Origin of the sequence: Escherichia coli DSM 30083 = JCM 1649 = ATCC 11775 (assembly GCF_003697165.2) — a bacterium.
Taxonomy (GTDB): domain Bacteria; phylum Pseudomonadota; class Gammaproteobacteria; order Enterobacterales; family Enterobacteriaceae; genus Escherichia; species Escherichia coli.
In genome coordinates, this window is the sequence record NZ_CP033092.2 from 3589283 (window position 1) to 3612756 (window position 23474).

The following is a 23474-nucleotide window of genomic DNA, read 5'->3' on the forward strand; positions in this document are numbered from 1 at the left end:
AAGATACTCCAGTTAAGAAATCATAAGCCCTGCTCTACGTCCGATGAGCAAGGCCTTAAAAGCGGGTTGAAAAACGATACCCTGTACCGCGCACGGTCTGCACCATGCGGTCATGCCCGCCGGGCTCCAGTGCTTTACGCAGGCGACGAATGTGGACATCGACCGTACGATCTTCCACATACACGTTGGTTCCCCATACGTGATTTAACAGTTGCTCGCGACTGTACACGCGCTCAGGATGCGTCATAAAAAAGTGCAGCAGTTTAAATTCTGTCGGCCCCATCTCCAGCGGTTCTTCGCCCGCCATCACCCGGTGAGATGTCGGGTCCAGACTTAGCCCCTGCATCTCGATCACCTCTTCCACCGCCATTGGCGAAATACGGCGCATTACCGCTTTGATTCGCGCCACCAGCTCCTTCGGAGAAAACGGCTTGGTGATATAGTCATCCGCACCGGTTTCAAGGCCGCGCACGCGATCTTCTTCTTCCCCTCTGGCGGTCAACATCACCACTGGAATATCCCGGGTCATCGACTCGCGCTTGAGGTGTTTGATGAACTGGATACCGGAGCCGCCAGGTAACATCCAGTCAAGGAGAATTAAATCCGGCCAGGGTTCATTCAGTTGATTCACAGCACTGTCATAATCTTCCGCTTCGACCGGCTGAAAGCCATTTTGTTCGAGCACGAAGCAGACCATTTCGCGAATTGGAGCTTCATCTTCTACGACCAGAATACGTCTCGCCATGATTTGCCCTGTTGTAATAAATAGGTTGCGATCATTAATGCGACGTCATTATGCGTCAGATTTATGACAGATTTATGAAAAGCTCGTCGCACATATCTTCAGGTTATTGATTTCCGTGGCGCAGAAAAAAGCAAATGGCACATCTGTTTGGGTATAATCGCGCCCATGCTTTTTCGCCAGGGAACCGTTATGCGCATCCTTCACACCTCAGACTGGCATCTCGGCCAGAACTTCTACAGTAAAAGCCGCGAAGCCGAACATCAGGCTTTTCTTGACTGGCTGCTGGAGACAGCACAAGCCCATCAGGTGGATGCGATTATTGTTGCCGGTGATGTTTTCGATACCGGCTCGCCGCCCAGTTACGCCCGCACGTTATACAACCGTTTTGTTGTCAATTTACAGCAAACTGGCTGTCATCTGGTGGTACTGGCAGGAAACCATGACTCGGTCGCCACGCTGAATGAATCGCGCGATATCATGGCGTTCCTCAATACTACCGTGGTCGCCAGCGCCGGACATGCGCCGCAAATATTGCCCCGTCGCGACGGGACGCCAGGCGCGGTGCTGTGTCCCATACCTTTTTTACGCCCGCGTGACATTATTACCAGCCAGGCGGGGCTTAACGGTATTGAAAAACAGCAGCATTTGCTGGCGGCTATTACTGATTATTATCAACAACATTATGCCGATGCCTGCAAACTGCGCGGCGCTCAGCCTCTGCCCATCATCACCACTGGACATTTAACGACCGTGGGTGCCAGTAAAAGTGACGCCGTGCGTGACATTTATATTGGCACGCTGGACGCGTTTCCGGCACAAAACTTTCCACCAGCCGACTACATCGCGCTCGGGCATATTCACCGCGCGCAGATTATTGGCGGCATGGAACATGTTCGCTATTGCGGTTCCCCCATACCACTGAGTTTTGATGAATGCGGTAAGAGTAAATATGTCCATCTGGTGACATTTTCAAACGGCAAATTAGAGAGCGTGGAAAACCTGAACGTACCGGTAACGCAACCCATGGCGGTGCTGAAAGGCGATCTGGCGTCGATTACCGCACAGCTGGAACAGTGGCGCGATATATCACAGGAGCCGCCTGTCTGGCTGGATATCGAAATCACTACTGATGAGTATCTGCATGATATTCAGCGCAAAATCCAGGCATTAACCGAATCATTGCCTGTCGAAGTATTGCTGGTACGCCGGAGTCGTGAACAGCGCGAGCGTGTGTTAGCCAGCCAACAGCGTGAAACCCTCAGCGAACTCAGCGTCGAAGAGGTGTTCAATCGCCGTCTGGCACTGGAAGAACTGGATGAATCACAGCAGCAACGTCTGCAGCATCTTTTCGCCACGACGTTGCATAGCCTCGCCGGAGAACACGAAGCATGAAAATTCTCAGCCTGCGCCTGAAAAACCTGAACTCATTAAAAGGCGAATGGAAGATTGATTTCACCCGCGAGCCGTTCGCCAGCAACGGGCTGTTTGCTATTACCGGCCCAACCGGTGCGGGGAAAACCACCCTGCTGGACGCCATTTGTCTGGCGCTGTATCACGAAACCCCGCGCCTCTCTAACGTTTCACAATCGCAAAATGATCTCATGACCCGCGATACCGCCGAATGTCTGGCGGAAGTGGAGTTTGAAGTCAAAGGTGAAGCGTATCGCGCGTTCTGGAGCCAGAATCGGGCGCGTAACCAGCCGGACGGTAATTTGCAGGTGCCACGCGTAGAGCTGGCGCGCTGTGCAGACGGCAAAATTCTCGCCGACAAAGTGAAAGATAAGCTGGAACTGACGGCGACGTTAACCGGACTGGATTACGGGCGCTTCACCCGTTCGATGCTGCTTTCGCAGGGGCAATTTGCTGCCTTCCTGAATGCCAAACCCAAAGAACGCGCAGAATTGCTCGAGGAGTTAACCGGCACTGAAATCTACGGGCAAATCTCGGCGATGGTTTTTGAGCAGCACAAATCGGCCCGCACAGAGCTGGAGAAGCTGCAAGCGCAGGCCAGCGGCGTCGCGTTGCTCACGCCAGAACAAGTGCAATCGCTGACAGCGAGTTTGCAGGTACTTACTGACGAAGAAAAACAGTTAATTACCGCGCAGCAGCAAGAACAACAATCGCTAAACTGGTTAACGCGTCTGGACGAATTGCAGCAAGAAGGCAGCCGCCGTCAACAGGCCTTGCAACAGGCGTTAGCCGAAGAAGAAAAAGCGCAACCTCAACTGGCGGCGCTCAGTCTGGCACAACCGGCACGAAATCTTCGTCCGCACTGGGAACGCATCGCAGAATACAGCACGGCGCTGGCGCATACTCGCCAGCAGATTGAAGAAGTAAATACTCGCTTACAGAGCACAATGGCGCTTCGTGCGAGCATTCGCCACCACGCGGCGAAGCAGTCAGCAGAATTACAGCAGCAGCAACAAAGCCTGAATGCCTGGTTACAGGAACACGACCGCTTACGTCAGTGGAACAACGAACTGGCGGGTTGGCGTGCGCAGTTCTCCCAACAAACCAGCGATCGCGAGCATCTGCGGCAATGGCAGCAACAGTTAACTCATGCTGAGCAAAAACTTAATGCACTTGCGGCGATCACGTTGACGTTAACCGCCGATGAAGTTGCTAGCGCCCTGGCGCAACATGCTGAGCAACGCCCACTGCGTCAGCGCCTGGTCGCACTGCATGGGCAGATTGTTCCCCAACAAAAACGTCTGGCGCAGTTACAGGTCGCTATCCAGAATGTCACTCTGGAACAGACGCAACGTAATGCCGCACTTAACGAAATGCGCCATCGTTATAAAGAAAAAACGCAACAACTTGCCGATGTGAAAACCATTTGCGAGCAGGAAACTCGCATTAAAACGCTGGAAGCCCAGCGCGCGCAGTTACAAGCGGGTCAGCCTTGTCCACTTTGTGGTTCCACCAGCCACCCGGCGGTCGAGGCGTATCAGGCGCTGGAACCGGGCGTTAATCAGGCCCGGCTATTAACGCTGGAAAAAGAAGTGAAAAAGCTCGGCGAAGAAGGTGCGACGCTACGTGGGCAACTGGACGCCTTAACAAAGCAACTTCAGCGTGATGAAAACGAAGCGCAAAGCCTCCGACAAGATGAGCAAGCACTTACTCAACAATGGCAAGCCGTCACGGCCAGCCTCAATATCACCTTGCAGCCACAGGACGATATTCAACCGTGGCTAGATGCACAAGATGAGCACGAACGCCAGCTGCGGTTACTCAGCCAACGGCATGAATTACAAGGGCAGATTGCCGCGCATAATCAGCAAATTATCCAGTATCAACAGCAAATTGAACAACGCCAGCAGCAGCTCTTAACGGCATTGGCGGGTTATGCACTGACATTGCCACAGGAAGATGAAGAAGAGAGCTGGTTGGCGACGCGTCAGCAAGAAGCGCAGAGCTGGCAGCATCGCCAGAACGAATTAACCGCGCTGCAAAACCGTATTCAGCAACTGACGCCGATTCTGGAAACGTTGCCGCAAAGTGATGAACTCCCGCACAGCGAAGAAACTGTGGCGCTGGAAAACTGGCGGCAGGTTCATGAACAATGTCTCGCATTACACAGCCAGCAGCAGACGTTACAGCAACAGGATGTTCTGGCGGCGCAAAGTCTGCAAAAAGCCCAGGCGCAGTTTGACACCGCGCTACAGGCGAGCGTCTTTGACGATCAGCAGGCGTTCCTTGCGGCGCTAATGGATGAACAAACACTAACGCAGCTGGAACAGCTCAAGCAGAATCTGGAAAACCAGCGCCGTCAGGCGCAAACGCTGGTCACTCAGACAGCAGAAACGCTGACACAGCATCAGCAACACCGACCTGGCGGGTTGTCTCTCACTGTGACGGTGGAGCAGATTCAGCAAGAGTTAGCGCAAACTCACCAAAAGTTGCGTGAAAACACCACGAGTCAAGGCGAGATTCGCCAGCAGCTGAAGCAGGATGCAGATAACCGTCAGCAACAACAAACCTTAATGCAGCAAATTGCTCAAATGACGCAGCAGGTTGAGGACTGGGGATATCTGAATTCGCTAATAGGTTCCAAAGAGGGCGATAAATTCCGCAAGTTTGCCCAAGGGCTGACGCTGGATAATTTAGTCCATCTCGCTAATCAGCAACTCACCCGGCTACACGGGCGCTATCTGTTACAGCGCAAAGCCAGCGAAGCGCTGGAAGTTGAGGTTGTTGATACCTGGCAGGCTGATGCGGTACGCGATACCCGTACCCTTTCCGGCGGCGAAAGTTTCCTCGTCAGTCTGGCGCTGGCACTGGCGCTTTCAGATCTGGTCAGCCATAAAACGCGTATTGACTCGCTGTTCCTTGATGAAGGTTTTGGCACACTGGATAGCGAAACGCTGGATACCGCCCTTGATGCGTTGGATGCCCTGAATGCCAGTGGCAAAACCATCGGGGTGATTAGCCACGTTGAGGCGATGAAAGAGCGTATTCCGGTGCAGATCAAAGTGAAGAAGATCAATGGACTGGGCTACAGCAAACTGGAAAGTGCGTTTGCAATGAAATAACTATTCAGCAGGATAATGAATACAGAGGGGCGAATTATCTCTTGGCCTCGCTGGTCGTTATCCTGCAATCTATCACTTTATTGGCTACGGTGATTGGTAGCCGTTCTGGTGGTTGTGATGGTGGTATGAAAAAAGTTATTTTATCTTTGGCTCTGGGCACGTTTGGTTTGGGGATGGCCGAATTTGGCATTATGGGCGTGCTCACGGAGCTGGCGCATAACGTAGGAATTTCGATTCCTGCCGCCGGGCATATGATCTCGTATTATGCGCTGGGGGTGGTGGTCGGTGCGCCTATAATCGCGCTTTTTTCCAGCCGCTACTCACTCAAACATATCTTGTTGTTTCTGGTGGCGTTGTGCGTCATTGGCAACGCCATGTTCACGCTCTCTTCGTCTTACCTGATGCTCGCCATTGGTCGGCTGGTTTCCGGCTTTCCGCATGGTGCATTTTTTGGCGTCGGCGCGATCGTGTTATCAAAAATTATCAAACCCGGCAAAGTCACCGCCGCCGTGGCAGGGATGGTTTCCGGGATGACAGTCGCCAATTTGCTGGGCATTCCACTGGGAACGTATTTAAGTCAGGAATTTAGCTGGCGCTACACCTTTTTGTTGATCGCTGTTTTTAATATTGCGGTGATGGCATCGGTCTATTTTTGGGTGCCGGATATTCGCGACGAGGCGAAAGGAAAACTACGCGAACAATTTCACTTTTTACGCAGCCCTGCCCCGTGGTTAATTTTCGCCGCTACGATGTTTGGCAACGCAGGTGTGTTTGCCTGGTTCAGCTACGTAAAGCCATACATGATGTTTATTTCCGGTTTTTCGGAAACGGCGATGACCTTTATTATGATGTTAGTTGGGCTAGGGATGGTGCTGGGGAATATGCTAAGTGGCAGGATTTCAGGACGTTATTCACCACTGCGCATTGCAGCAGTGACTGACTTTATCATTGTACTGGCACTGCTGATGCTCTTTTTCTTCGGCGGTATGAAAACAACGTCGCTTATTTTTGCTTTTATTTGTTGCGCGGGATTATTTGCCCTATCAGCACCTCTACAAATATTATTACTGCAAAATGCCAAAGGCGGAGAGTTATTAGGTGGCGCAGGTGGGCAAATAGCGTTTAACCTCGGTAGCGCCGTCGGCGCATATTGCGGTGGTATGATGCTGACGCTGGGGCTGGCATATAATTACGTGGCGCTGCCCGCCGCCCTGCTTTCGTTTGCTGCGATGTCGTCGTTGCTGCTGTATGGTCGCTATAAGCGCCAGCAAGCGGCGGATAGTTCGGTGCTGGCGAAACCACTGGGGTAGATAGCAGTCGCAGTGCGCATCGCTTGTTGCCGGATGCGGCGTGAACGCCTTATCCGGCCTACGGGACTGTTCATTTTGTAGGCCTGATAAGACACGCCAGTGTCGCATCAGGCATCGGAGCACTGGGGGGTTGCCGCCACTGTGCGCGTTATTTGTTGTCGGATGCGGCGCGAGCGCCTTATCCGGCCTACCGGACGGCTCACTTTGTAGGCCTGATAAGACGCGGCAAGCGTCGCATCAGGCATGATACGCCAATTGCCTGGTTTTTTTACTCTTGTGGCCATAACCATGCAGCGCCGCGTACGCCGCTCGAATCACCATGTTTCGCCTTGCGTACCGGCGTTTCACATTCTCCGCCGAAGACAAATTGTTTAATCAACTGTGGAACCGTTTGATATAAACGGTCTACATTGCTCATTCCGCCGCCCAGGACAATCACATCCGGATCGAGAATATTCACGACATGTGCCAGCGATTTTGCCAGCCGCAGCTCGTAGCGACGCAATGCCAGTTCCGCTACCGGATCGCTTTCTTCAACCAGGCGGATAATTTCACTGCCTTTCAGCGCATGTCCGCTCAAACGACGATAATCCGTCGCGAATCCCGTGCCTGAAATAAAGGTTTCAATACAACCTTGTTTACCGCAATAACAAGGGACTTCCTCGCGATAACGCAGTTCGTCTTCGTCCATCCACGGTAGCGGATTGTGTCCCCACTCGCCTGCCGTGCCATTGCCGCCGATATGCGCCCGCCCATTGAATGCCACGCCCGCGCCGCATCCCGTGCCGATAATCACGGCAAATACCGTCTGCGCTCCCGCTGCCGCGCCATCTACCGCTTCTGAAACCGCCAGACAGTTGGCGTCATTTGCCAGCCGCACTTCCCGCTGCAACCGCGCGCTTAAGTCTTTATCGAATGGCTGACCGTTGAGCCAGGTTGAATTGGCATTCTTCACCACGCCGGTGTAGGGCGAAATCGAACCTGGAATGCCCATACCTACCGTTCCGCGCTGCCCTGTTGCCTGCTCCGCCATATCAACCAACGTGGCGATCGTTTCAATAGTCTGCCGGTAATCATCACGCGGCGTGGGCAGACGATGGCGGTACAACTGCTCCCCTGCATCGCCCAATGCAATCACTTCAGTTTTGGTGCCGCCTAAATCGATACCTATACGCACGGTACTCTCCTTATTTTTTTCAATATCAATAGCGTAGAGACGGACAACCGGATTGGCAATGCAAGGCCGCCGACAATTCGTTATCATGCCCGCTAAATTTAACGACAAGGCCGTGGAAATTATCATGCTGTGGTTCAAAAATTTAATGGTTTACCGTCTTAGCCGCGAGATTTCGCTGCGTGCAGAAGAGATGGAAAAACAGCTAGCCTCGATGGCATTTACCCCATGCGGCAGCCAGGACATGGCGAAGATGGGCTGGGTACCTCCGATGGGATCGCACAGCGATGCGTTAACGCACGTTGCCAATGGTCAAATTGTTATCTGTGCGCGCAAAGAAGAAAAAATCCTCCCGTCCCCGGTGATTAAACAGGCGCTGGAAGCGAAAATCGCCAAACTGGAAGCAGAACAGGCGCGTAAGCTGAAGAAAACCGAAAAAGATTCGCTGAAAGACGAAGTGCTGCACTCTCTGCTGCCGCGTGCTTTCAGCCGTTTTAGCCAGACAATGATGTGGATCGACACGGTTAACGGTTTGATTATGGTGGACTGCGCCAGCGCCAAAAAAGCGGAAGATACGCTGGCACTGCTGCGTAAAAGCCTGGGGTCGTTACCGGTTGTACCATTGAGCATGGAAAACCCGATTGAACTGACGCTGACCGAATGGGTACGTTCCGGCAGCGCGGCACAGGGCTTCCAGCTGCTTGATGAAGCCGAGCTGAAATCGTTGCTGGAAGATGGCGGCGTGATCCGCGCGAAGAAACAAGATCTGACCAGCGAAGAGATCACCAACCACATTGAAGCCGGAAAAGTGGTGACTAAACTGGCGCTTGACTGGCAGCAGCGCATTCAGTTTGTGATGTGCGACGATGGTTCGCTCAAGCGTCTGAAGTTCTGCGACGAGCTGCGCGATCAAAACGAAGATATCGACCGTGAAGATTTCGCCCAGCGCTTTGATGCCGATTTCATCCTGATGACTGGTGAACTGGCAGCGTTAATTCAAAACCTGATTGAAGGATTAGGTGGCGAAGCACAACGTTAATTGCTGATTTACCTTTAATGCCGGATGCGACGCCTGCCGCGTCTTATCCGGCGTACAAAGCCACACCAGGAATATAATCGTTAGCTACAGCGGGCAATAATTCTTAGCGCAGCAATATTATGCGTTTTATGCTGTAACTTGCTCCAGGGGCGTTGTGTCATTGTTTTTCCTCAAGCCGGTGACGCGCTTCACTGCGAATTTTTCGCGTTGCCCCGGTTTTCACTAAATCACGTAACAGCGAAAGATCGGGTTGTTCGACAAATAAGAGTAATGATGGCTCCTCTTTTAACCACGCCGTTTTCACATCGGCAGCCAGCTGTGAATTATTAATAGCCAGCGACCGCTCCTGAGGCTCAGTCAATGTCGTTAACAACAACACCGGGGTATGTGCGTTGTGCAATGCCGTTTGGCGCAAATGATCATTGCGACTTTGCAGCAATGCACGCCACCATTCATCATCTGATTTATCTTTTATCGTCGCCAGTTCCGCAACAATATCTGGAGATCTTCGCTGATATTTATATCAACCTTGATGAATTATGAATATATCGGAAATCGAAAAAATCCCAGCAAAGGAAATATTATTATGGGTTAAAGAGAGGACATTTCAGAAAAATGCCCTCCCGTTCAAGGGGAAGGCGAGGAATTACAGATAGCGGCACAGATAAGAGGTGGGTTCGGCAACTTGCAGATGAAACTCGCTGTGACCGGGAACATTAAACACCGAACCGGCTTCATACACTTGCCAGTCGGTCGCGTCAGGCAGTAACACATTCAGCGCGCCACTGATTACCGTCATCTCTTCAGGCTCAGCGGTGCTGAAGGTGTATTCACCTTCAACCATAACACCCACGCTGGCGCGACCAGTGCTGCTGCTGGAAAAGCCGATCGATTTCACTTTGCCGGAAAAGTACTCATTACTTTGAAGCATAAACTGGCCCTGTCTGGTAGTTGAACATCTACTTCACTATAGGGGCCAGAGGCGCTGGCTGTCACGCAAAATTACATCAGTAATTCCGCAGCCAGCCGTGCAATCAATACGTTAGAGAGCAAGACAGGAACATCGAGCTGTTTTTGCAGTAAATCGCGATGACGCTGGTTAAATCCCAAACAATCCAGCATGATGACATCTGCACCTTTTGCCAGTAATTCTTTCCCGGCATCAATGATTTTTTGTTCCGAATCATGAATGGGGTTACCCAATGAAAATACTGGCGGTTTCTGCAAAATTTGCCATTTTTGCGCCTGAACGGTCAGCAACTCCTCAACCGGTACGATAACCCCCACCTGATGATCTTCAACAATAGAGGAAACCAGCGGTGGCAATATCCGCGACGGCTCAAGAAAGATCGTATTACGCGCGGTCATACTACTAATGTTTGCTGTACTCATTAATATAATGACGTCGTAACCCTGATTATCGAGCACTTCAACCACACCTTGCAGGTCTCGCTCCACTTTGCGACGCGAAACATGGGCCAGATGGTTGTCATTTAATAATGTGAGAATTGTGTCTTCGCCTGCTTCTGGCGCGTACTCCGCCATCACTTCTTCGCGGCTTAACTTCCCCAGCAGGCTATGATGGGAAATATTATCTTCGTCAATGTATTCTGTCAGGAGCGGCAAAACTTCCTGCATAGGTACAATGCCGATAGTCAGGATCGCCAACGACGCACTCATTGTTCTTCCACCTTACTTTTATTTCGTCGTTAATTACCGGGCAAGTGTTAAGCACCACTGCTGACACTTACTTGTGCTACAAATGACAAAAAGCGTAGCAGCAGACCTGCACTGCATAATGTAAAGATTCCAAATGATTCCAGTAATGGATTGTTATTGTTTAATATTCTAATTATTTGAAAAACATGAATTGTGAAAAATGTGACGCAGATCCCTTGTGGCGGCACTCAGAATCCCTTCCGAGCAGTCTGATGCGGTCACTCTTTGTCAGGGTCCTCATAGCGTTTTTTCGCATCCATCGCTTCCTGAGCGGTCGGATGTTCACTGATCAACGAGTCTGGTTTAGGATGATCGGCTCTGAGTTGGTACCAGGTTACCGTCTGTCCTGGCTTTCCTTTATCAATCGTCACTATATATGCTTCACGAGGATAAGGCGGTTTCGTTGGCATCGTTCTTCCTTATTTCACGGGATGAACGTTAAGTATAGGCGCTCGAAAATCAACAATTGATCGTCTGTGCCAGAGCGCTGCGAATTTCAGAAATCACCTGGCTGGGTTCGTTTGTTGCGTCGATGATAATATGCGCAACTTCGCGATATAGCGCATCGCGTTCTTCCAGCACTTCCTGAACTTCTTCGCTCAGTGGTTTTCCCGTTAAGGTTGGCCGTAAATCTTCTTCCGGTGCAGCTTGCAGTCGGTTAACCAGGACTGATACTGGCGCACACAAATAAACCACGATCCCGTTATTTTGCATGAAGTGACGATTAAATTCCGTCAGAATAATGCCGCCGCCTGTAGCGATAACGGTGGATGGCGCAGTTACCGCTTCCAGCGCCGCCGTTTCTCTGGCGCGGAATCCCGCCCACTCTTCCCTTTCGACGATCTCCGCGACCGTCATATTGAGCTGTGATTGCAACCACAGGTCGGTATCGACAAACCGACGGTTAAGCGAATCGGCAAGGGCCATTCCGACCGTTGTTTTACCACAGCCCCGAGGCCCGATCAGAAAAAGAGGTTGTGTCATCGTGGGTTTTCCCCAATAGGTCGCAATGCGGCGAAAGCCGGTGTCATGAGAATAGCGATCATACCATCAAACTAGTACAATTTCGATTGTAAAGAAAAAATTCCACTTAAGGTGGAAATCTCAATACATCCCTTACTATACCAATAAATATTCAAGAATGAAGTGTAAATAATAAATTACATTTAGCCACGACTACGTTGCACTTCCAGCCACCACTTCTCCAGCTCCGCAGCAAAAGCCTGGCGGTCACGTTGTGAAAGACTATCTGGTCCTCCGGTCTGGATCCCACTGGCACGTAAGGTATCCATAAAATCGCGCATCGTCAGGCGCTCACGAATGGTCGCTGGCGTGTAACGTTCGCCGCGCGGATTAAGCGCCGCCGCGCCTTTCTCGATGGCTTCAGCAGCCAAAGGTATATCTGCGGTGATCACCAAATCGCCCGCTTCACACTGCCGAACAATTTCGTTATCAGCAACGTCGAAACCTGCCGCGACGCGCAGCGTACGAATAAATCGCGATGGCGGCACGCGTAAACTCTGGTTTGCTACCAGTACCAGCGGCATCTGCATACGTTCCGCCGCGCGATACAAAATCTCTTTAATTACATTGGGACACGCGTCGGCATCCACCCAAATTGTCATAAAGTCATCCTTTGTTGGGTAATCCTCTATTGTGTCGCGCTTTTGCCTTCCGGCATAGTTCTGTTTATGCTTCTGCCAGCGATTATCAAAACAATGAATTTCACGGCAGGAGTGAGGCAATGGAAAAGAAAATCGGTTTTATTGGCTGCGGCAATATGGGAAAAGCCATTCTCGGCGGTCTGATTGCCAGCGGTCAGGTGCTTCCAGGGCAAATCTGGGTATATACCCCCTCCCCGGATAAAGTCACCGTCCTGCATGACCAGTTCGGCATCAACGCCGCAGAATCGGCGCAAGAAGTAGCGCAAATCGCCGACATCATTTTTGCCGCCGTTAAACCAGGCATCATGATTAAAGTGCTTAGCGAAATCACCTCCAGCCTGAATAAAGACTCTCTGGTCGTTTCTATTGCTGCAGGTATCACGCTCGACCAGCTTGCCCGCGCGCTGGGCCATGACCGGAAAATTATCCGCGCCATGCCGAACACTCCCGCGCTGGTTAATGCCGGGATGACCTCCGTAACGCCAAACGCGCTGGTAACCCCAGAAGATACCGCTGATGTGCTGAATATTTTCCGCTGCTTTGGCGAAGCGGAAGTGATTGCTGAGCCGATGATCCACCCGGTGGTCGGTGTGAGCGGTTCTTCGCCAGCCTACGTCTTTATGTTTATCGAAGCGATGGCCGACGCCGCCGTGCTGGGCGGGATGCCACGCGCCCAGGCGTATAAATTTGCCGCTCAGGCGGTAATGGGCTCCGCAAAAATGGTGCTGGAAACGGGAGAACATCCGGGGACACTGAAAGATATGGTCTGCTCACCGGGAGGCACCACCATTGAGGCGGTACGCGTACTGGAAGAGAAAGGCTTCCGTGCCGCAGTGATCGAAGCGATGACGAAGTGTATGGAAAAATCAGAAAAACTCAGCAAATCCTGATGGCTTTTGCCGGACGTCAGGCCGCCACTTCGGTGCGGTTACGTCCGGCTTTCTTTGCTTTGTAGAGCGCCAAATCTGCCGATTTCAACCACTCGCGATAGTGACTCATTTGTGGATTCAGCGGCGCAACCCCCACACTAATCCGTAAAGTTACCTGTGGCGTATTCGGCAAGCGTAACGTGTTTAGCCCTTCATGCACCCGTAACATGGCGGTGATGGCGCTCTCAGCTGGCGTACCGGACATGATTACTGCAAACTCATCGCCGCCAAACCGACCAATCACATCGCTACCGCGCAGGGTAATTTGTAACTGTCGGGTAAGCGCCACAATCGCTTCATCACCCACATCATGGCCCCAGGTATCGTTGATGCTCTTGAAATGGTCGATATCGATAATCAGTAACGTTGCATCGCGATTATGCCGCCGACAGTTATCAAATTCATTGCGTAACATAGTTTCCCAATGACGTCGGTTATACACGCCCGTCATACCGTCGCGGGTACTCATGACCTGCAACCTGCGTTTATGTTCCGCCAGTTTAGTCGCCGTCTGGTAGCTGACCCAGCCAAACAGCAGAGGATAAATGACAATAATGGGAAGGGAGAGCCACCATTCCAGCGGTGCGCTATTGAACGACACGGTGATGCCCGTCAGCTCGAGGGTGACAAGGCAGGAGACCACCATCAACACCAGACCCGCGACAAACAGACGGGGGCCGCCTGCCCCCATCAAATTCAGACACATAATCATCAACATCGCGGTGGAAGGCAGTGCGTTTACGCCCATTACGCCTACCCACATTCCCGCTAATACTGCATCGGTTTTTAAGTTGTAAATTTCCCGGCTAAGCGGATCGACGGCCCTGCTCGCTATTTGCCAGGCTAAATGCGGCCAGACGAACGCCCAGCCGACCAACAACAGCCACCACCAGCCCGGCGACGGATGCGAAACCAGCGTTGAAGCAATCGGTAAGAACATGCCAGCCAGGCCAACCGCGCGGGGTAGTCTGACGCGACGGGCAAAGCGCAGCCCGGACCGCTGATGTTCGTTTTGAGGAGTTAAAGGAGGTTCCTCCCCATGCGCCGCCGCTTTTTTGAAAAAGTTTTCATCATTCATTATTTTTGGGAACATTCAGAAACAATTTTCCCAAATTATAGAGACGGGGCTAAAGGCAGAAGTATGAAATTTCGGGTGAGCCATTTTCGTAGCTCACCCGTTAGCACTATCAGGTATCAGGCGGCTTTCTTGAGGCAGGCACTCATAAACTTATTACGATCATCCCCTTTCAGAGATTGTTGTGTTGCTTGATTATTACATTCGCGCATCTTTTGCTGCTGTGGCGTCAAACTTTTTTCACCAGGCGCAGATTTGCTGTTCTTCAGGCAATCACTCATGTAGGTCTTACGAGCATCCCCTTTCAACGCCTGCGCCGTCGCCTGCTGATTACAAGAGGTCATACGCTGTTGTTGTGGGGTTAAGGTTCTCTCGGCAGCGCCGACGGTGGTTAAAAAAACCAGACCGAAAAGCAAGGTAACCAGTAATGTAATTTTCATCGCACCATCCCTCTTCATGTTTTAACCATGAGCGTATGCGCCCGTGATCTGCCATTAAGTCTGGTTGCTAACAGCAAAAAAACCACCCGGCAGCGAAAATTCACTGCCGGGCGCGGTTTTATTTCAGCCCCAGGGCGGCTTTCATGGTGTAGAAGAGATCGGTCTGGTCGGTCAGTCCAACAACATTGGCGGCATGCGGGCCATACGCCGCAATACGCAACTGACTGCCGGTATGTTCTTGTGAATCCTCTTCGGAGTTCCCGTAACTCATCACCATCACTGCGCCATCTTTGGTATTTAGCGCCTGGGTGAGGCCCGGAGCTTTGGTATCCGGCGCAACTATCTGGCTGGCATGGGCGTGATCAGCGGTGACTATGACCAACGTGTTACCATCCTTTTTAGCGAATTCCAGCGCCCGTTGTACGGCTTCATCGAGATCGACCGTCTCGCCAATTTGCCCACAAGGATTCGCTGCGTGATCCTGTTTATCGATTGACGCACCTTCAACTTGCAGGAAAAAGCCTTTCTCATTTTTACTCAACAATTCAATGGCTTTGTCGGTCATCTGCGCCAGGGTCGGTACACTGTCATTACGTTGCGGATTAGGCGTACAGGTGACTGCGGGCTTATCTATATTACCGTGGTACGTTGCTTTCGGTCCTTGCCAGCGCACTGGCATATTGCCGTCAGCAAACAGTCCTAATAGGGGTTTTTGCTGATTCGCTTCCGTCACCGAATTCAGTGAGGCAGTATCGCTCACCAACTGATAACCACGCGCCTGTGCCTGTTCACGCAGCGTTTTTCCCTGCCATTCACCGGCGGTTGCCGTTTCAGCAAAGGTTTTTGCACCGCCGCCAAGCGTAACATCGGCACGGGCGTTAAGCAGCTGTTCGGTAATCGATCCTTTTCCGCCTTTTTCCAGAGCGTTACCCGGACATTTTTCACTGGTCGCACTCGGACCGTAGCATTTGCGCGAGGTCACATGCGCCACCAGCGCAGCGGGCGTGGCATCCTGCAACTCTGCGGTAGAAACGTTACCGGTCGCCAGACCTGCGGCTTTTGCCATTTCCAGAATCGTTGGGTGATCTTTTTCGTGAATATCGACGCCCAGCGCGCCATTATAGGTTTTGACACCTGTTGACCAGGCGGTTGCTGATGCAGCCGAGTCGGTGACGTAGTCCGGTTTGCCGGTTTTTTTATTCAGCGCATAGTGAGTGTATTGCCCGGTAAGCGGTAAGGCATCAATACCTTTAAAAAAGCCGCCCGCACCTTCGGCATAATTGCGTGCGGCAGTAATTTCCGAGTCCCCCATCCCATCGCCAATCAGCAAAATAATATTTTTTGCAGGTTTATCGCTAAGAGAATCACGCAGAGCGGCGGTCTGATCACCCGTTAAGCGGCGAGCACCACCGGGTGCAGTAATATCGCCCTGAGCAGCCCGGTTTTCCAGAACAGGCATTTCTGGTGTCCGGGCTTTTGTCACGGGGGTAAACAGTAACGGTAAGAGTGCCAGTGCAATAGTGCTTTGTTTCACTTTATTTTCTCCATGTACAAATACATTAAAAAATAAAAACAAAGCGACTATAAGTCTCGGCCGTGACAACTTTATGACAGCTGTTGAAAAGATTAACTTTTTACTGACGAGGATGCCTCAATAACTTCTTTACGTAATCGCGCAGCAGCTCCGTATCGTCGTCAGGAATGCTGGCATCGGGCTTTACCTCGTACAGCGCCCCCTCTACCTGATCAATCAACCGCTGTTGATCATTTTGCGCCATATTGCGAAGCATTGCCGTGACGATAATCTCCAAAGCTTCTACCTGCGCACACAGTTCTTTCGACTCTTCTTCTTTTTGGGCAAGCTTAAATAACAACTCAGCAATGAGATTTTTCATGTATGTATTTCCTTATCCAAAGTATGGAGAAGTTAACATTATGTTTCACAACTTCATAGTGTCTGGAAGTATTATTTTTATGACAAAGGAAATACTTTGCGCAAATATTTTTTTGTTTGATTACCAGCGAAACGTTTCTCTTATTTAAATAATTACCCACATAAAATACAGGCCTTTAATTATCAACCTTTATTATAAATAAAAGTTATGAAATATATTCTCTTCGTTATCTTATAATTAAGAGAAAAAACTCACCACATGGTCATTTAAGCCAGGAATAAATTAGCTTCCCGTTCATCATTTTTGTGATCTTGCACACATCTTTGAGATAACGCACTTTCTTCACCAGTACGTTGCTCGCTTTGTCAGCAGAAGATTGCAACATTCTGTCAGAAGGCCGCGAATCCCCCGTTTTGTCGTGGTAATGTATGCACTTTGTGTTAGACGGGATAGGTTTTTAAGATGGAAAAACTGCGGGTAGGAATCGTTTTTGGTGGTAAATCAGCGGAACATGAAGTGTCTCTGCAATCGGCAAAAAACATTGTCGATGCCATTGATAAAAGTCGCTTCGATGTTGTGCTGCTGGGCATTGATAAACAAGGGCAATGGCACGTCAGCGATGCCAGCAATTATCTGCTAAATGCAGACGATCCTGCCCATATTGCGTTGCGTCCTTCGGCGACCAGCCTTGCGCAGGTGCCAGGTAAACATGAGCATCAGCTTATCGACGCACAAAACGGTCAGCCGTTGCCGACGGTGGATGTCATTTTCCCGATTGTCCACGGTACGCTGGGCGAAGATGGTTCCTTGCAGGGAATGCTGCGGGTCGCCAATTTACCGTTTGTAGGTTCTGATGTTCTGGCTTCAGCGGCCTGTATGGATAAAGATGTCACCAAACGTCTGCTGCGCGATGCCGGGCTGAACATTGCGCCATTTATTACCCTGACGCGCGCTAATCGTCACAACATCAGTTTTGCCGAAGTGGAGTCTAAACTGGGGTTACCGCTGTTTGTAAAACCGGCTAATCAGGGCTCTTCTGTTGGTGTCAGCAAAGTAACCAGTGAAGAACAGTACACAATTGCCGTCGATCTGGCGTTCGAGTTCGATCATAAAGTGATCGTTGAGCAAGGGATCAAAGGTCGTGAAATCGAATGCGCAGTTCTTGGCAACGATAACCCGCAAGCAAGCACCTGTGGCGAGATCGTACTCACCAGCGATTTCTATGCCTACGACACCAAGTACATTGACGAAGATGGCGCGAAAGTGGTAGTTCCAGCAGCCATTGCGCCAGAAATCAACGATAAGATCCGGGCGATTGCCGTTCAGGCTTATCAGACGTTGGGATGCGCAGGCATGGCGCGTGTAGACGTGTTTTTAACCCCAGAGAACGAAGTAGTGATCAACGAGATCAACACCCTGCCTGGCTTCACCAACATCAGTATGTATCCGAAGCTGTGGCAAGCCAGCGGTCTGGGTTACACCGACCTGATCACGCGTTTGATTGAGCTGGCGCTGGAGCGTCACGCTGCGGATAACGCACTGAAAACCACAATGTAATATTCAAACGCCCGGTAATATTCTTATTGGGCGTTTTCAGTTTCTTCATCGCGACGACGAATAATCAACCCCGCCAGCCAGAAACTAATCACCCACGTCACCAGACCGACGGCATAGGTCTGCCAACCTTTTGCTTCAAATCCCAGTAACCCCACCACGCCATTAAGAATGAATATAAGGCCAATGGCGAACGCATAGTAGTGCCAGTCACGGCGGATTTTTACAGGCAGATTCATGGCAGCTCCGTTAACGAAAAACAACATCCTTGCATATTCTGTAACAACTGTCTGTGGTGTAGACAACACTTTCGCAATTGTTAATAAATTTAACTTAAGGTTGCTATTTTGTGACTCACAACGAAGATTCACGCTTCGGGAATATTCCCAACATCAATTTACCATGATTCTGATATTGACAATCGAAATGACCTGTCAGACTTGCCATAAGCCGCTGGTATCACACCAGAAGAGAAGCAGATGACTTCCGGAGGTTTTTATGGCTGATTTCACCCTGTCAAAATCGCTGTTTAGCGGAAAATATCGCAATGCATCTTCAACGCCTGGCAATATTGCCTATGCGTTGTTTGTGCTGTTTTGCTTTTGGGCTGGGGCGCAATTGCTGAACCTGCTAGTGCATGCGCCCGGCGTCTATGAGCGTTTAATGCAGGTCCAGGAAACAGGTCGCCCACGGGTGGAAATTGGTTTAGGTGTCGGCACCATTTTTGGGCTGATCCCGTTTTTAGTAGGCTGCCTCATTTTTGCAGTAGTGGCGCTATGGCTGCACTGGCGACATCGCCGCCAGTAAGATTTACGTTGCCAGATGCGGCCTAAAACGCCTTATCTGGCGTGACATTCCTGTTTGATCACTGTTTCATACAACGCGCCCGCCGTTCGTCTACGCGCTTCGCAAACCAGGCCGTAGTCAGATTGCGGGTGATTTTCGGGCTTTCCAGTTGAATGCCAGGCAACATTTCGCGGGGTAGTGATTTACCGGTTTTCGCTTCGGCAAGTTGATAAACTTTCTTGTACAGCGCCGTCTCCTCAAAAGAGAAGCTGTCCCCTTTCTCTAACTGACGGCGAATTTCGCTGTCGCTCATCCCCAGTTTTCCCGCCAGTTTGCGCGTTGCCAGTTCGGTTTTCCCGGGCTCTTTACTGTCGTAACGAATTAAATCACCGTCCAGTGCCAGCTTCACGCCGCTGGCCTTACTGACCGCGTTCTGAAACGCGGCATTACGGCTGGCGTACCAGCCAGCGTTAAAATCAGCAAAACGGTATATCGGCGCGCTATAGCTGGCGGGATAATTCAGTAAATGGTAAGTACCAAACCACAACCCGCCGCGGCGACTGAAGACTTCCTGACGGACTGTACCGTCCATTTTCCACGGATACCCTTTGGTATGCTGTTCGGCAAAAGCAATACTGACCTGCATCGGCCCACCGGTGCGCACCGGATTGAGCGAACCAAACAGCGTCTGCCCCATTGGCACCATGCTGATCAGATCGTCAAAAATCGCGCTCAATTGCTTTTCTGTACGCACCGAATCTAACCGTTCGCTATAGCTTTTGCCGTTTGGCGATTTGATTTTTAGCGCGGTATGCACCAGAAAAGCAGGAATGTGCATCCGTTCAGCACGACGGTCAATCTCTTGCCAGGCGATCTTGCTTAAGCCCGGAACGGCCGGATCTGCCTGATAATTTGACTCCTGCTGCGCCACCGCCAGCACCGAGCAGACGTTTTCCAGCGTCGGTGCCAGCCCCTGACTTTCAAAGGTGGTGGCGAGATCTTTCGCCCAGGCATCGCGGTCTTTCACGCTCGCAGGCATCTTCTGCCGCACGACACTCGCCACATCTATCGCTTTTTCGCCCTTTTTCAACGGTTGCGGAGCCTGACTACTACACCCCGCTAAAATCAGAACCGCCAACAATGACAGCGAAGATAGAGGATTGACGCGCGACATTACTTCTCCTTTTTAGCTCAAGGTATGGGTTACTTCCTGAATTTTGTCACCATCCAGCTCATGTTCAAAGCTGCGCAGACGTTTGTAGATAGACATCAACTCAACCAGTGTGGTCCATGAGTTAATCAGGTACTGGAAAGCACCGCGAACCTGACCAAAAACGTTAGTAATCTGCGTCATCAGGCCGAGCGTAATCGTACCGGCAACAATTGACGGAAACAGCAAGAACAAACCGAAAACGTTATCGACCTGCAAATAGAGAATGCGGGCGATATTGAAATACATATAGTGAAAATAGAGGCGGAAATAGTTTTTCCGTACGGCGCTAAAAAGCTCGCGTACCGTAGGCGGCGTCGCGCGCGTGGCATCGTCTTCACCATAAACCAGCTCTTTACGGTAGGCAGCCTCTACACGCTGGTTTTTAAACTCCAGCCCCGGCAGTTTGATCCCTACCACTGCCAGTAATCCGGTCCCCATCAGCGACCAGACGATAGCGGCAATCACCAGACCATACGGAATGTGCCCGACAATCGGCAGCTCCGGCACATGTGCGGAGAGCGTTACCAGCACCGGCAGGAAGGCGATCAACGTCATGATAGCGTTGATAAAGCTGACGCCCATATTCTCCAGCGTTGAAGCAAAACGCATGGTGTCTTCCTGCACACGCTGCGCGGCCCCTTCGATATGACGCAGTTGTTGCCAGTTCGCCATGTAATATTCGTTCATCGCCGTACGCCAGCGGAACACGTAGTGACTGACAAAGAAGTTGTTCAGCACACTGATCACCACCGCGATCAGCGCAATCCCCAGAAAGACGCCCACTTCGCGGTAAAATTGTTCGATGGTGACTTTATGCGGCGAACTTAGCGCCGTTTGAATCAGATCATAGAACGGCGCATACCAGGCGTTGACGGCAACCCCGACTTCCACCAAAAACCAGGTGACGAAGATAATCAGCGCAGTACCGAGTATTGACCAGTATTGCCAACGGTGCGGGCTATAGATAAACCAGAACAATGCAAAAAGTCCTACGCAAACAATGTAGTAAGCGTAAAAAATCAGGAAATCCAACGACCAGAAACGCGCGGCGCTAATCGGGATCTGCCCGGAAGCGCCGGTGATACGCGCCACCCAATCACCCCCACCGGCTTGCCAGAAGATAACGGCAATCAATGCCCAAACAAAGGCCGAGAGAAAAAACGTTCCCGGCTTTGGGAAAAAAGACTTAAACATATGCACTCCTGCTAACTTCTTATCGTTTTAACAACTGCTGTGTATTAACCGCATGACCGCTACAAAGCGTCAGCCAAATGAAACTGCCCATTGTGACCCATAGCAAGGCGCTTAGTTCGCCAGCCTGACCATAAGAATTGTTTCGACGGGTTTCACAAACCAAAGATTGTTTACATAAGCGGATTAACACGCGCAGGATCACAAATGCAGGCATTGGTGAGCAGGAAAAAGATCGTGTTTACGCGCCGTTACGTTTTTAACACTATTATTGCACTAATTCGCCCTTTGCAATCCATCAATGAGTAGTATAAATACGCTCAGTTACCTTCATTCAATCTATGGACACCACCGTTGAAACGTAGTCTGCTTTTTTCTGCCGTGCTGTATGCGGCGTCATTGACCTCCGTCCATGCGGCGCAGCCGATCACTGAACCGGAGTTTGCCTCTGATATTGTCGATCGTTATGCCGATCATATTTTTTACGGCAGCGGTGCCACGGGGATGGCGCTGGTTGTTATCGACGGTAACCAGCGCGTCTTTCGCAGTTATGGCGAAACGCGACCTGGTAATAACGTTCGCCCGCAGCTGGATTCCGTCATACGTATTGCTTCCCTCACCAAGTTAATGACCAGTGAGATGCTGGTGAAATTGCTCGACCAGGGGACCGTGAAGTTAAACGATCCGCTAAGTAAATATGCTCCGCCAGGCGCACGCGTACCGACCTACAATGGGACGCCCATTACGCTGGTGAATCTGGCAACCCATACCAGCGCCCTGCCCCGTGAACAGCCCGGTGGCGCGGCACATCGTCCGGTATTTGTCTGGCCAACGCGCGAGCAACGCTGGAAATACCTTTCCACTGCCAAACTAAAAGCCGCGCCGGGCAGCCAGGCCGCGTACTCCAACCTCGCATTCGATCTGCTGGCAGATGCACTGGCGAATGCGTCCGGCAAGCCTTATACCCAGTTGTTTGAAGAGCAGATTACCCGTCCGTTGGGGATGAAAGACACCACCTACACCCCCTCACCGGATCAGTGCCGCCGTTTAATGGTTGCTGAGCGCGGTGCCAGTCCGTGCAATAACACGCTGGCGGCAATTGGCAGCGGCGGCGTCTATTCCACGCCAGGCGATATGATGCGCTGGATGCAGCAGTATTTGTCATCTGATTTTTATCAGCGCAGTAACCAGGCTGATCGCATGCAGACGTTGATTTATCAGCGCGCGCAGTTTACAAAAGTGATTGGCATGGATGTCCCCGGCAAAGCGGATGCGCTTGGTTTAGGCTGGGTATATATGGCCCCGAAAGAGGGTCGTCCGGGGATTATTCAGAAGACAGGTGGTGGTGGCGGTTTCATTACCTATATGGCGATGATCCCGCAGAAGAATATTGGCGCGTTTGTGGTGGTCACTCGTTCGCCGTTGACGCGCTTTAAAAATATGAGCGATGGCATCAATGACCTGGTGACCGAGCTAAGCGGGAATAAACCGTTGGTTATCCCCGCATCCTGATTAATACTCTGAAGGCAAACGGTTGATAGCGACCAGTTTGCCTTTATTCATTTCGATATAGCCGCCTTTACGCAAAGCAGCAAGAACTTCCGCAACGACAGAACGCGATATACGTGTACGTTGATGGATATAATTCATCACGCCAATACGTGATCGCAATTCTTCATTCCAGTCAATCATTGATAATAACGTCGCGCGGATTTGTTCGTAGGAATTATGCCCAATGAGCTGAACGTCGCGTAATTCCAGAATTCTATTTTGCCAGGCTAACCAGTAAAAAGCGTCTCGCCAGAGTTGATTTTGTTCAATAAGAGTAATGGTTTGTTTGGCTGGCAAATGATATCCCGTACAGTTTCCTTCTGATATTAATTTGTATGGTATATCGTTTTTCATTAAACCATCAGCCAGCCCCATAATATAAGGAGCCTGTGTAATACCGATAAGTACGTTTTCTTCTCTACGCAAAGAGATAACGCCCTCTAAAATAACGAAAGTATCTTCGCTATTGACATTACTGGAAAATATAACTTGCTTTTCATTATTAAACTCGAAGCGCGTACCGTATCTGGACAAACATTTATCGAGCTTACCAAATTCCTGAAGAGGTTTAACTACAGATAACATTTGCGCGTCCTTTGCAGTAATGCCCGTCAAATCCTTGACGGGCATTATTTAGATTAAATTACCTATTTCTTC

24 protein-coding genes and 2 pseudogenes are annotated in these 23474 nt (G+C 50.8%); 8 read left to right on the forward strand and 18 right to left on the reverse strand.

The genetic code is table 11. From position 1 onward, the window contains the following. Positions 1–55: 55 nt before the first annotated feature. Positions 56–745 (reverse strand): phosphate response regulator transcription factor PhoB, encoded by a 690-nt coding sequence (phoB, locus tag EAS44_RS18680; RefSeq protein WP_000113933.1) that lies wholly within the window; start codon positions 743–745, stop codon positions 56–58. 189 nt (positions 746–934) lie between these two features. On the opposite strand from phoB, the gene sbcD reads away from it, so the two are divergent. The 3 genes from sbcD to araJ all read left to right on the forward strand — a co-directional run bounded on the left by sbcD (position 935) and on the right by araJ (position 6587). After that, positions 935–2137: an exonuclease subunit SbcD gene (sbcD, locus tag EAS44_RS18685; RefSeq protein WP_001221279.1), complete on the forward strand. Its 1203-nt coding sequence runs from the start codon at positions 935–937 to the stop codon at positions 2135–2137. Further along, entirely contained in the window at positions 2134–5277 is a 3144-nt protein-coding gene (sbcC, locus tag EAS44_RS18690; protein ID WP_000698877.1) for an exonuclease subunit SbcC, read from the forward strand. The genes sbcD and sbcC overlap by 4 nt, the downstream gene beginning before the upstream one ends. Positions 5278–5402: 125 nt before the next feature. Then, complete coding sequence (gene araJ, locus EAS44_RS18695) at positions 5403–6587, forward strand: MFS transporter AraJ (protein ID WP_012599993.1); 1185 nt, start codon at positions 5403–5405, stop codon at positions 6585–6587. 268 nt (positions 6588–6855) lie between these two features. Here araJ and mak read toward each other — a convergent pair whose 3' ends face one another. Continuing rightward, entirely contained in the window at positions 6856–7764 is a 909-nt protein-coding gene (mak, locus tag EAS44_RS18700) for a fructokinase (RefSeq protein WP_001219315.1), read from the reverse strand. Between the two features lie 124 nt (positions 7765–7888). Between mak and rdgC the strand changes: the two genes are divergently transcribed. Beyond that, positions 7889–8800 carry a recombination-associated protein RdgC gene (gene rdgC / locus EAS44_RS18705; RefSeq protein WP_001298537.1) on the forward strand — a complete coding sequence of 304 codons (912 nt, stop codon included), beginning with the start codon at positions 7889–7891 and terminating at the stop codon, positions 8798–8800. An 80-nt stretch (positions 8801–8880) separates the two neighbouring features. Here rdgC and EAS44_RS18710 read toward each other — a convergent pair whose 3' ends face one another. From EAS44_RS18710 to yaiI, 7 genes and pseudogenes are all read right to left on the reverse strand, one after another. After that, a complete protein-coding gene (locus tag EAS44_RS18710) occupies positions 8881–8961 on the reverse strand; it encodes a hypothetical protein (protein ID WP_122083095.1) in 81 nt (26 codons plus the stop codon). Continuing rightward, positions 8958–9299 (reverse strand): annotated as a pseudogene (locus EAS44_RS18715) (DUF2773 domain-containing protein); the annotation flags it as partial. The gene EAS44_RS18710 and the pseudogene EAS44_RS18715, both read right to left, overlap by 4 nt. A gap of 147 nt (positions 9300–9446) precedes the next feature. Then, positions 9447–9731, reverse strand: a complete 285-nt coding sequence (ppnP, locus tag EAS44_RS18720) for a pyrimidine/purine nucleoside phosphorylase (protein WP_000941942.1) — start codon at positions 9729–9731, stop codon at positions 9447–9449. 71 nt (positions 9732–9802) lie between these two features. Continuing rightward, positions 9803–10480, reverse strand: coding sequence for an AroM family protein (aroM, locus tag EAS44_RS18725; RefSeq protein WP_001276402.1), 678 nt, complete (start codon positions 10478–10480; stop codon positions 9803–9805). A gap of 257 nt (positions 10481–10737) precedes the next feature. Continuing rightward, a complete protein-coding gene (yaiA, locus tag EAS44_RS18730) occupies positions 10738–10929 on the reverse strand; it encodes a protein YaiA (protein ID WP_001142433.1) in 192 nt (63 codons plus the stop codon). Between the two features lie 49 nt (positions 10930–10978). Next, the gene (gene aroL, locus EAS44_RS18735) at positions 10979–11503 is read right to left on the reverse strand and encodes a shikimate kinase AroL (protein ID WP_000193383.1); all 525 of its coding nucleotides are present in this window, start codon (positions 11501–11503) and stop codon (positions 10979–10981) included. Positions 11504–11685: 182 nt separating this feature from the next. Next, complete coding sequence (gene yaiI / locus EAS44_RS18740; protein WP_000158159.1) at positions 11686–12144, reverse strand: YaiI/YqxD family protein; 459 nt, start codon at positions 12142–12144, stop codon at positions 11686–11688. 119 nt (positions 12145–12263) lie between these two features. On the opposite strand from yaiI, the gene proC reads away from it, so the two are divergent. Further along, positions 12264–13073, forward strand: coding sequence for a pyrroline-5-carboxylate reductase (proC, locus tag EAS44_RS18745; protein WP_001331506.1), 810 nt, complete (start codon positions 12264–12266; stop codon positions 13071–13073). A gap of 16 nt (positions 13074–13089) precedes the next feature. On the opposite strand, the gene adrA is transcribed toward proC, so the two are convergent. The 5 genes and pseudogenes from adrA to EAS44_RS25180 form a co-directional block, all read right to left on the reverse strand. Next, positions 13090–14205, reverse strand: a complete 1116-nt coding sequence (adrA, locus tag EAS44_RS18750) for a diguanylate cyclase AdrA (protein WP_000484068.1) — start codon at positions 14203–14205, stop codon at positions 13090–13092. A gap of 101 nt (positions 14206–14306) precedes the next feature. Next, positions 14307–14627 carry a phosphate starvation-inducible protein PsiF gene (gene psiF, locus EAS44_RS18755; RefSeq protein WP_001295332.1) on the reverse strand — a complete coding sequence of 107 codons (321 nt, stop codon included), beginning with the start codon at positions 14625–14627 and terminating at the stop codon, positions 14307–14309. A 118-nt stretch (positions 14628–14745) separates the two neighbouring features. Beyond that, on the reverse strand, positions 14746–16161 hold the full coding sequence (gene phoA, locus EAS44_RS18760; RefSeq protein WP_000814404.1) for an alkaline phosphatase: 1416 nt from the start codon (positions 16159–16161) through the stop codon (positions 14746–14748). 100 nt (positions 16162–16261) lie between these two features. Continuing rightward, entirely contained in the window at positions 16262–16522 is a 261-nt protein-coding gene (iraP, locus tag EAS44_RS18765) for an anti-adapter protein IraP (protein ID WP_000792973.1), read from the reverse strand. Between the two features lie 182 nt (positions 16523–16704). Then, positions 16705–16907, reverse strand: a pseudogene (locus tag EAS44_RS25180) (hypothetical protein). 77 nt (positions 16908–16984) lie between these two features. Here EAS44_RS25180 and ddlA point away from each other — a divergent pair. Then, positions 16985–18079, forward strand: a complete 1095-nt coding sequence (gene ddlA, locus EAS44_RS18770; RefSeq protein ID WP_000413685.1) for a D-alanine--D-alanine ligase — start codon at positions 16985–16987, stop codon at positions 18077–18079. A gap of 23 nt (positions 18080–18102) precedes the next feature. Here the strand turns inward: ddlA and yaiZ are convergent, their stop codons facing one another. Then, positions 18103–18315: a DUF2754 domain-containing protein gene (yaiZ, locus tag EAS44_RS18775; RefSeq protein WP_001295334.1), complete on the reverse strand. Its 213-nt coding sequence runs from the start codon at positions 18313–18315 to the stop codon at positions 18103–18105. A gap of 259 nt (positions 18316–18574) precedes the next feature. On the opposite strand from yaiZ, the gene yaiY reads away from it, so the two are divergent. Continuing rightward, on the forward strand, positions 18575–18883 hold the full coding sequence (gene yaiY, locus EAS44_RS18780; protein WP_000763151.1) for a YaiY family protein: 309 nt from the start codon (positions 18575–18577) through the stop codon (positions 18881–18883). Between the two features lie 58 nt (positions 18884–18941). Here yaiY and yaiW read toward each other — a convergent pair whose 3' ends face one another. Further along, positions 18942–20036 carry a surface-exposed outer membrane lipoprotein YaiW gene (gene yaiW / locus EAS44_RS18785; protein ID WP_000092062.1) on the reverse strand — a complete coding sequence of 365 codons (1095 nt, stop codon included), beginning with the start codon at positions 20034–20036 and terminating at the stop codon, positions 18942–18944. A 12-nt stretch (positions 20037–20048) separates the two neighbouring features. Beyond that, a complete protein-coding gene (gene sbmA, locus EAS44_RS18790; protein WP_001304845.1) occupies positions 20049–21269 on the reverse strand; it encodes a peptide antibiotic transporter SbmA in 1221 nt (406 codons plus the stop codon). A 351-nt stretch (positions 21270–21620) separates the two neighbouring features. On the opposite strand from sbmA, the gene ampH reads away from it, so the two are divergent. Continuing rightward, entirely contained in the window at positions 21621–22778 is a 1158-nt protein-coding gene (ampH, locus tag EAS44_RS18795; RefSeq protein WP_000830766.1) for a D-alanyl-D-alanine-carboxypeptidase/endopeptidase AmpH, read from the forward strand. Here the strand turns inward: ampH and iprA are convergent, their stop codons facing one another. Beyond that, a complete protein-coding gene (gene iprA / locus EAS44_RS18800; RefSeq protein WP_001350621.1) occupies positions 22779–23402 on the reverse strand; it encodes a hydrogen peroxide resistance inhibitor IprA in 624 nt (207 codons plus the stop codon). Between the last annotated feature and the right edge of the window lie 72 nt (positions 23403–23474).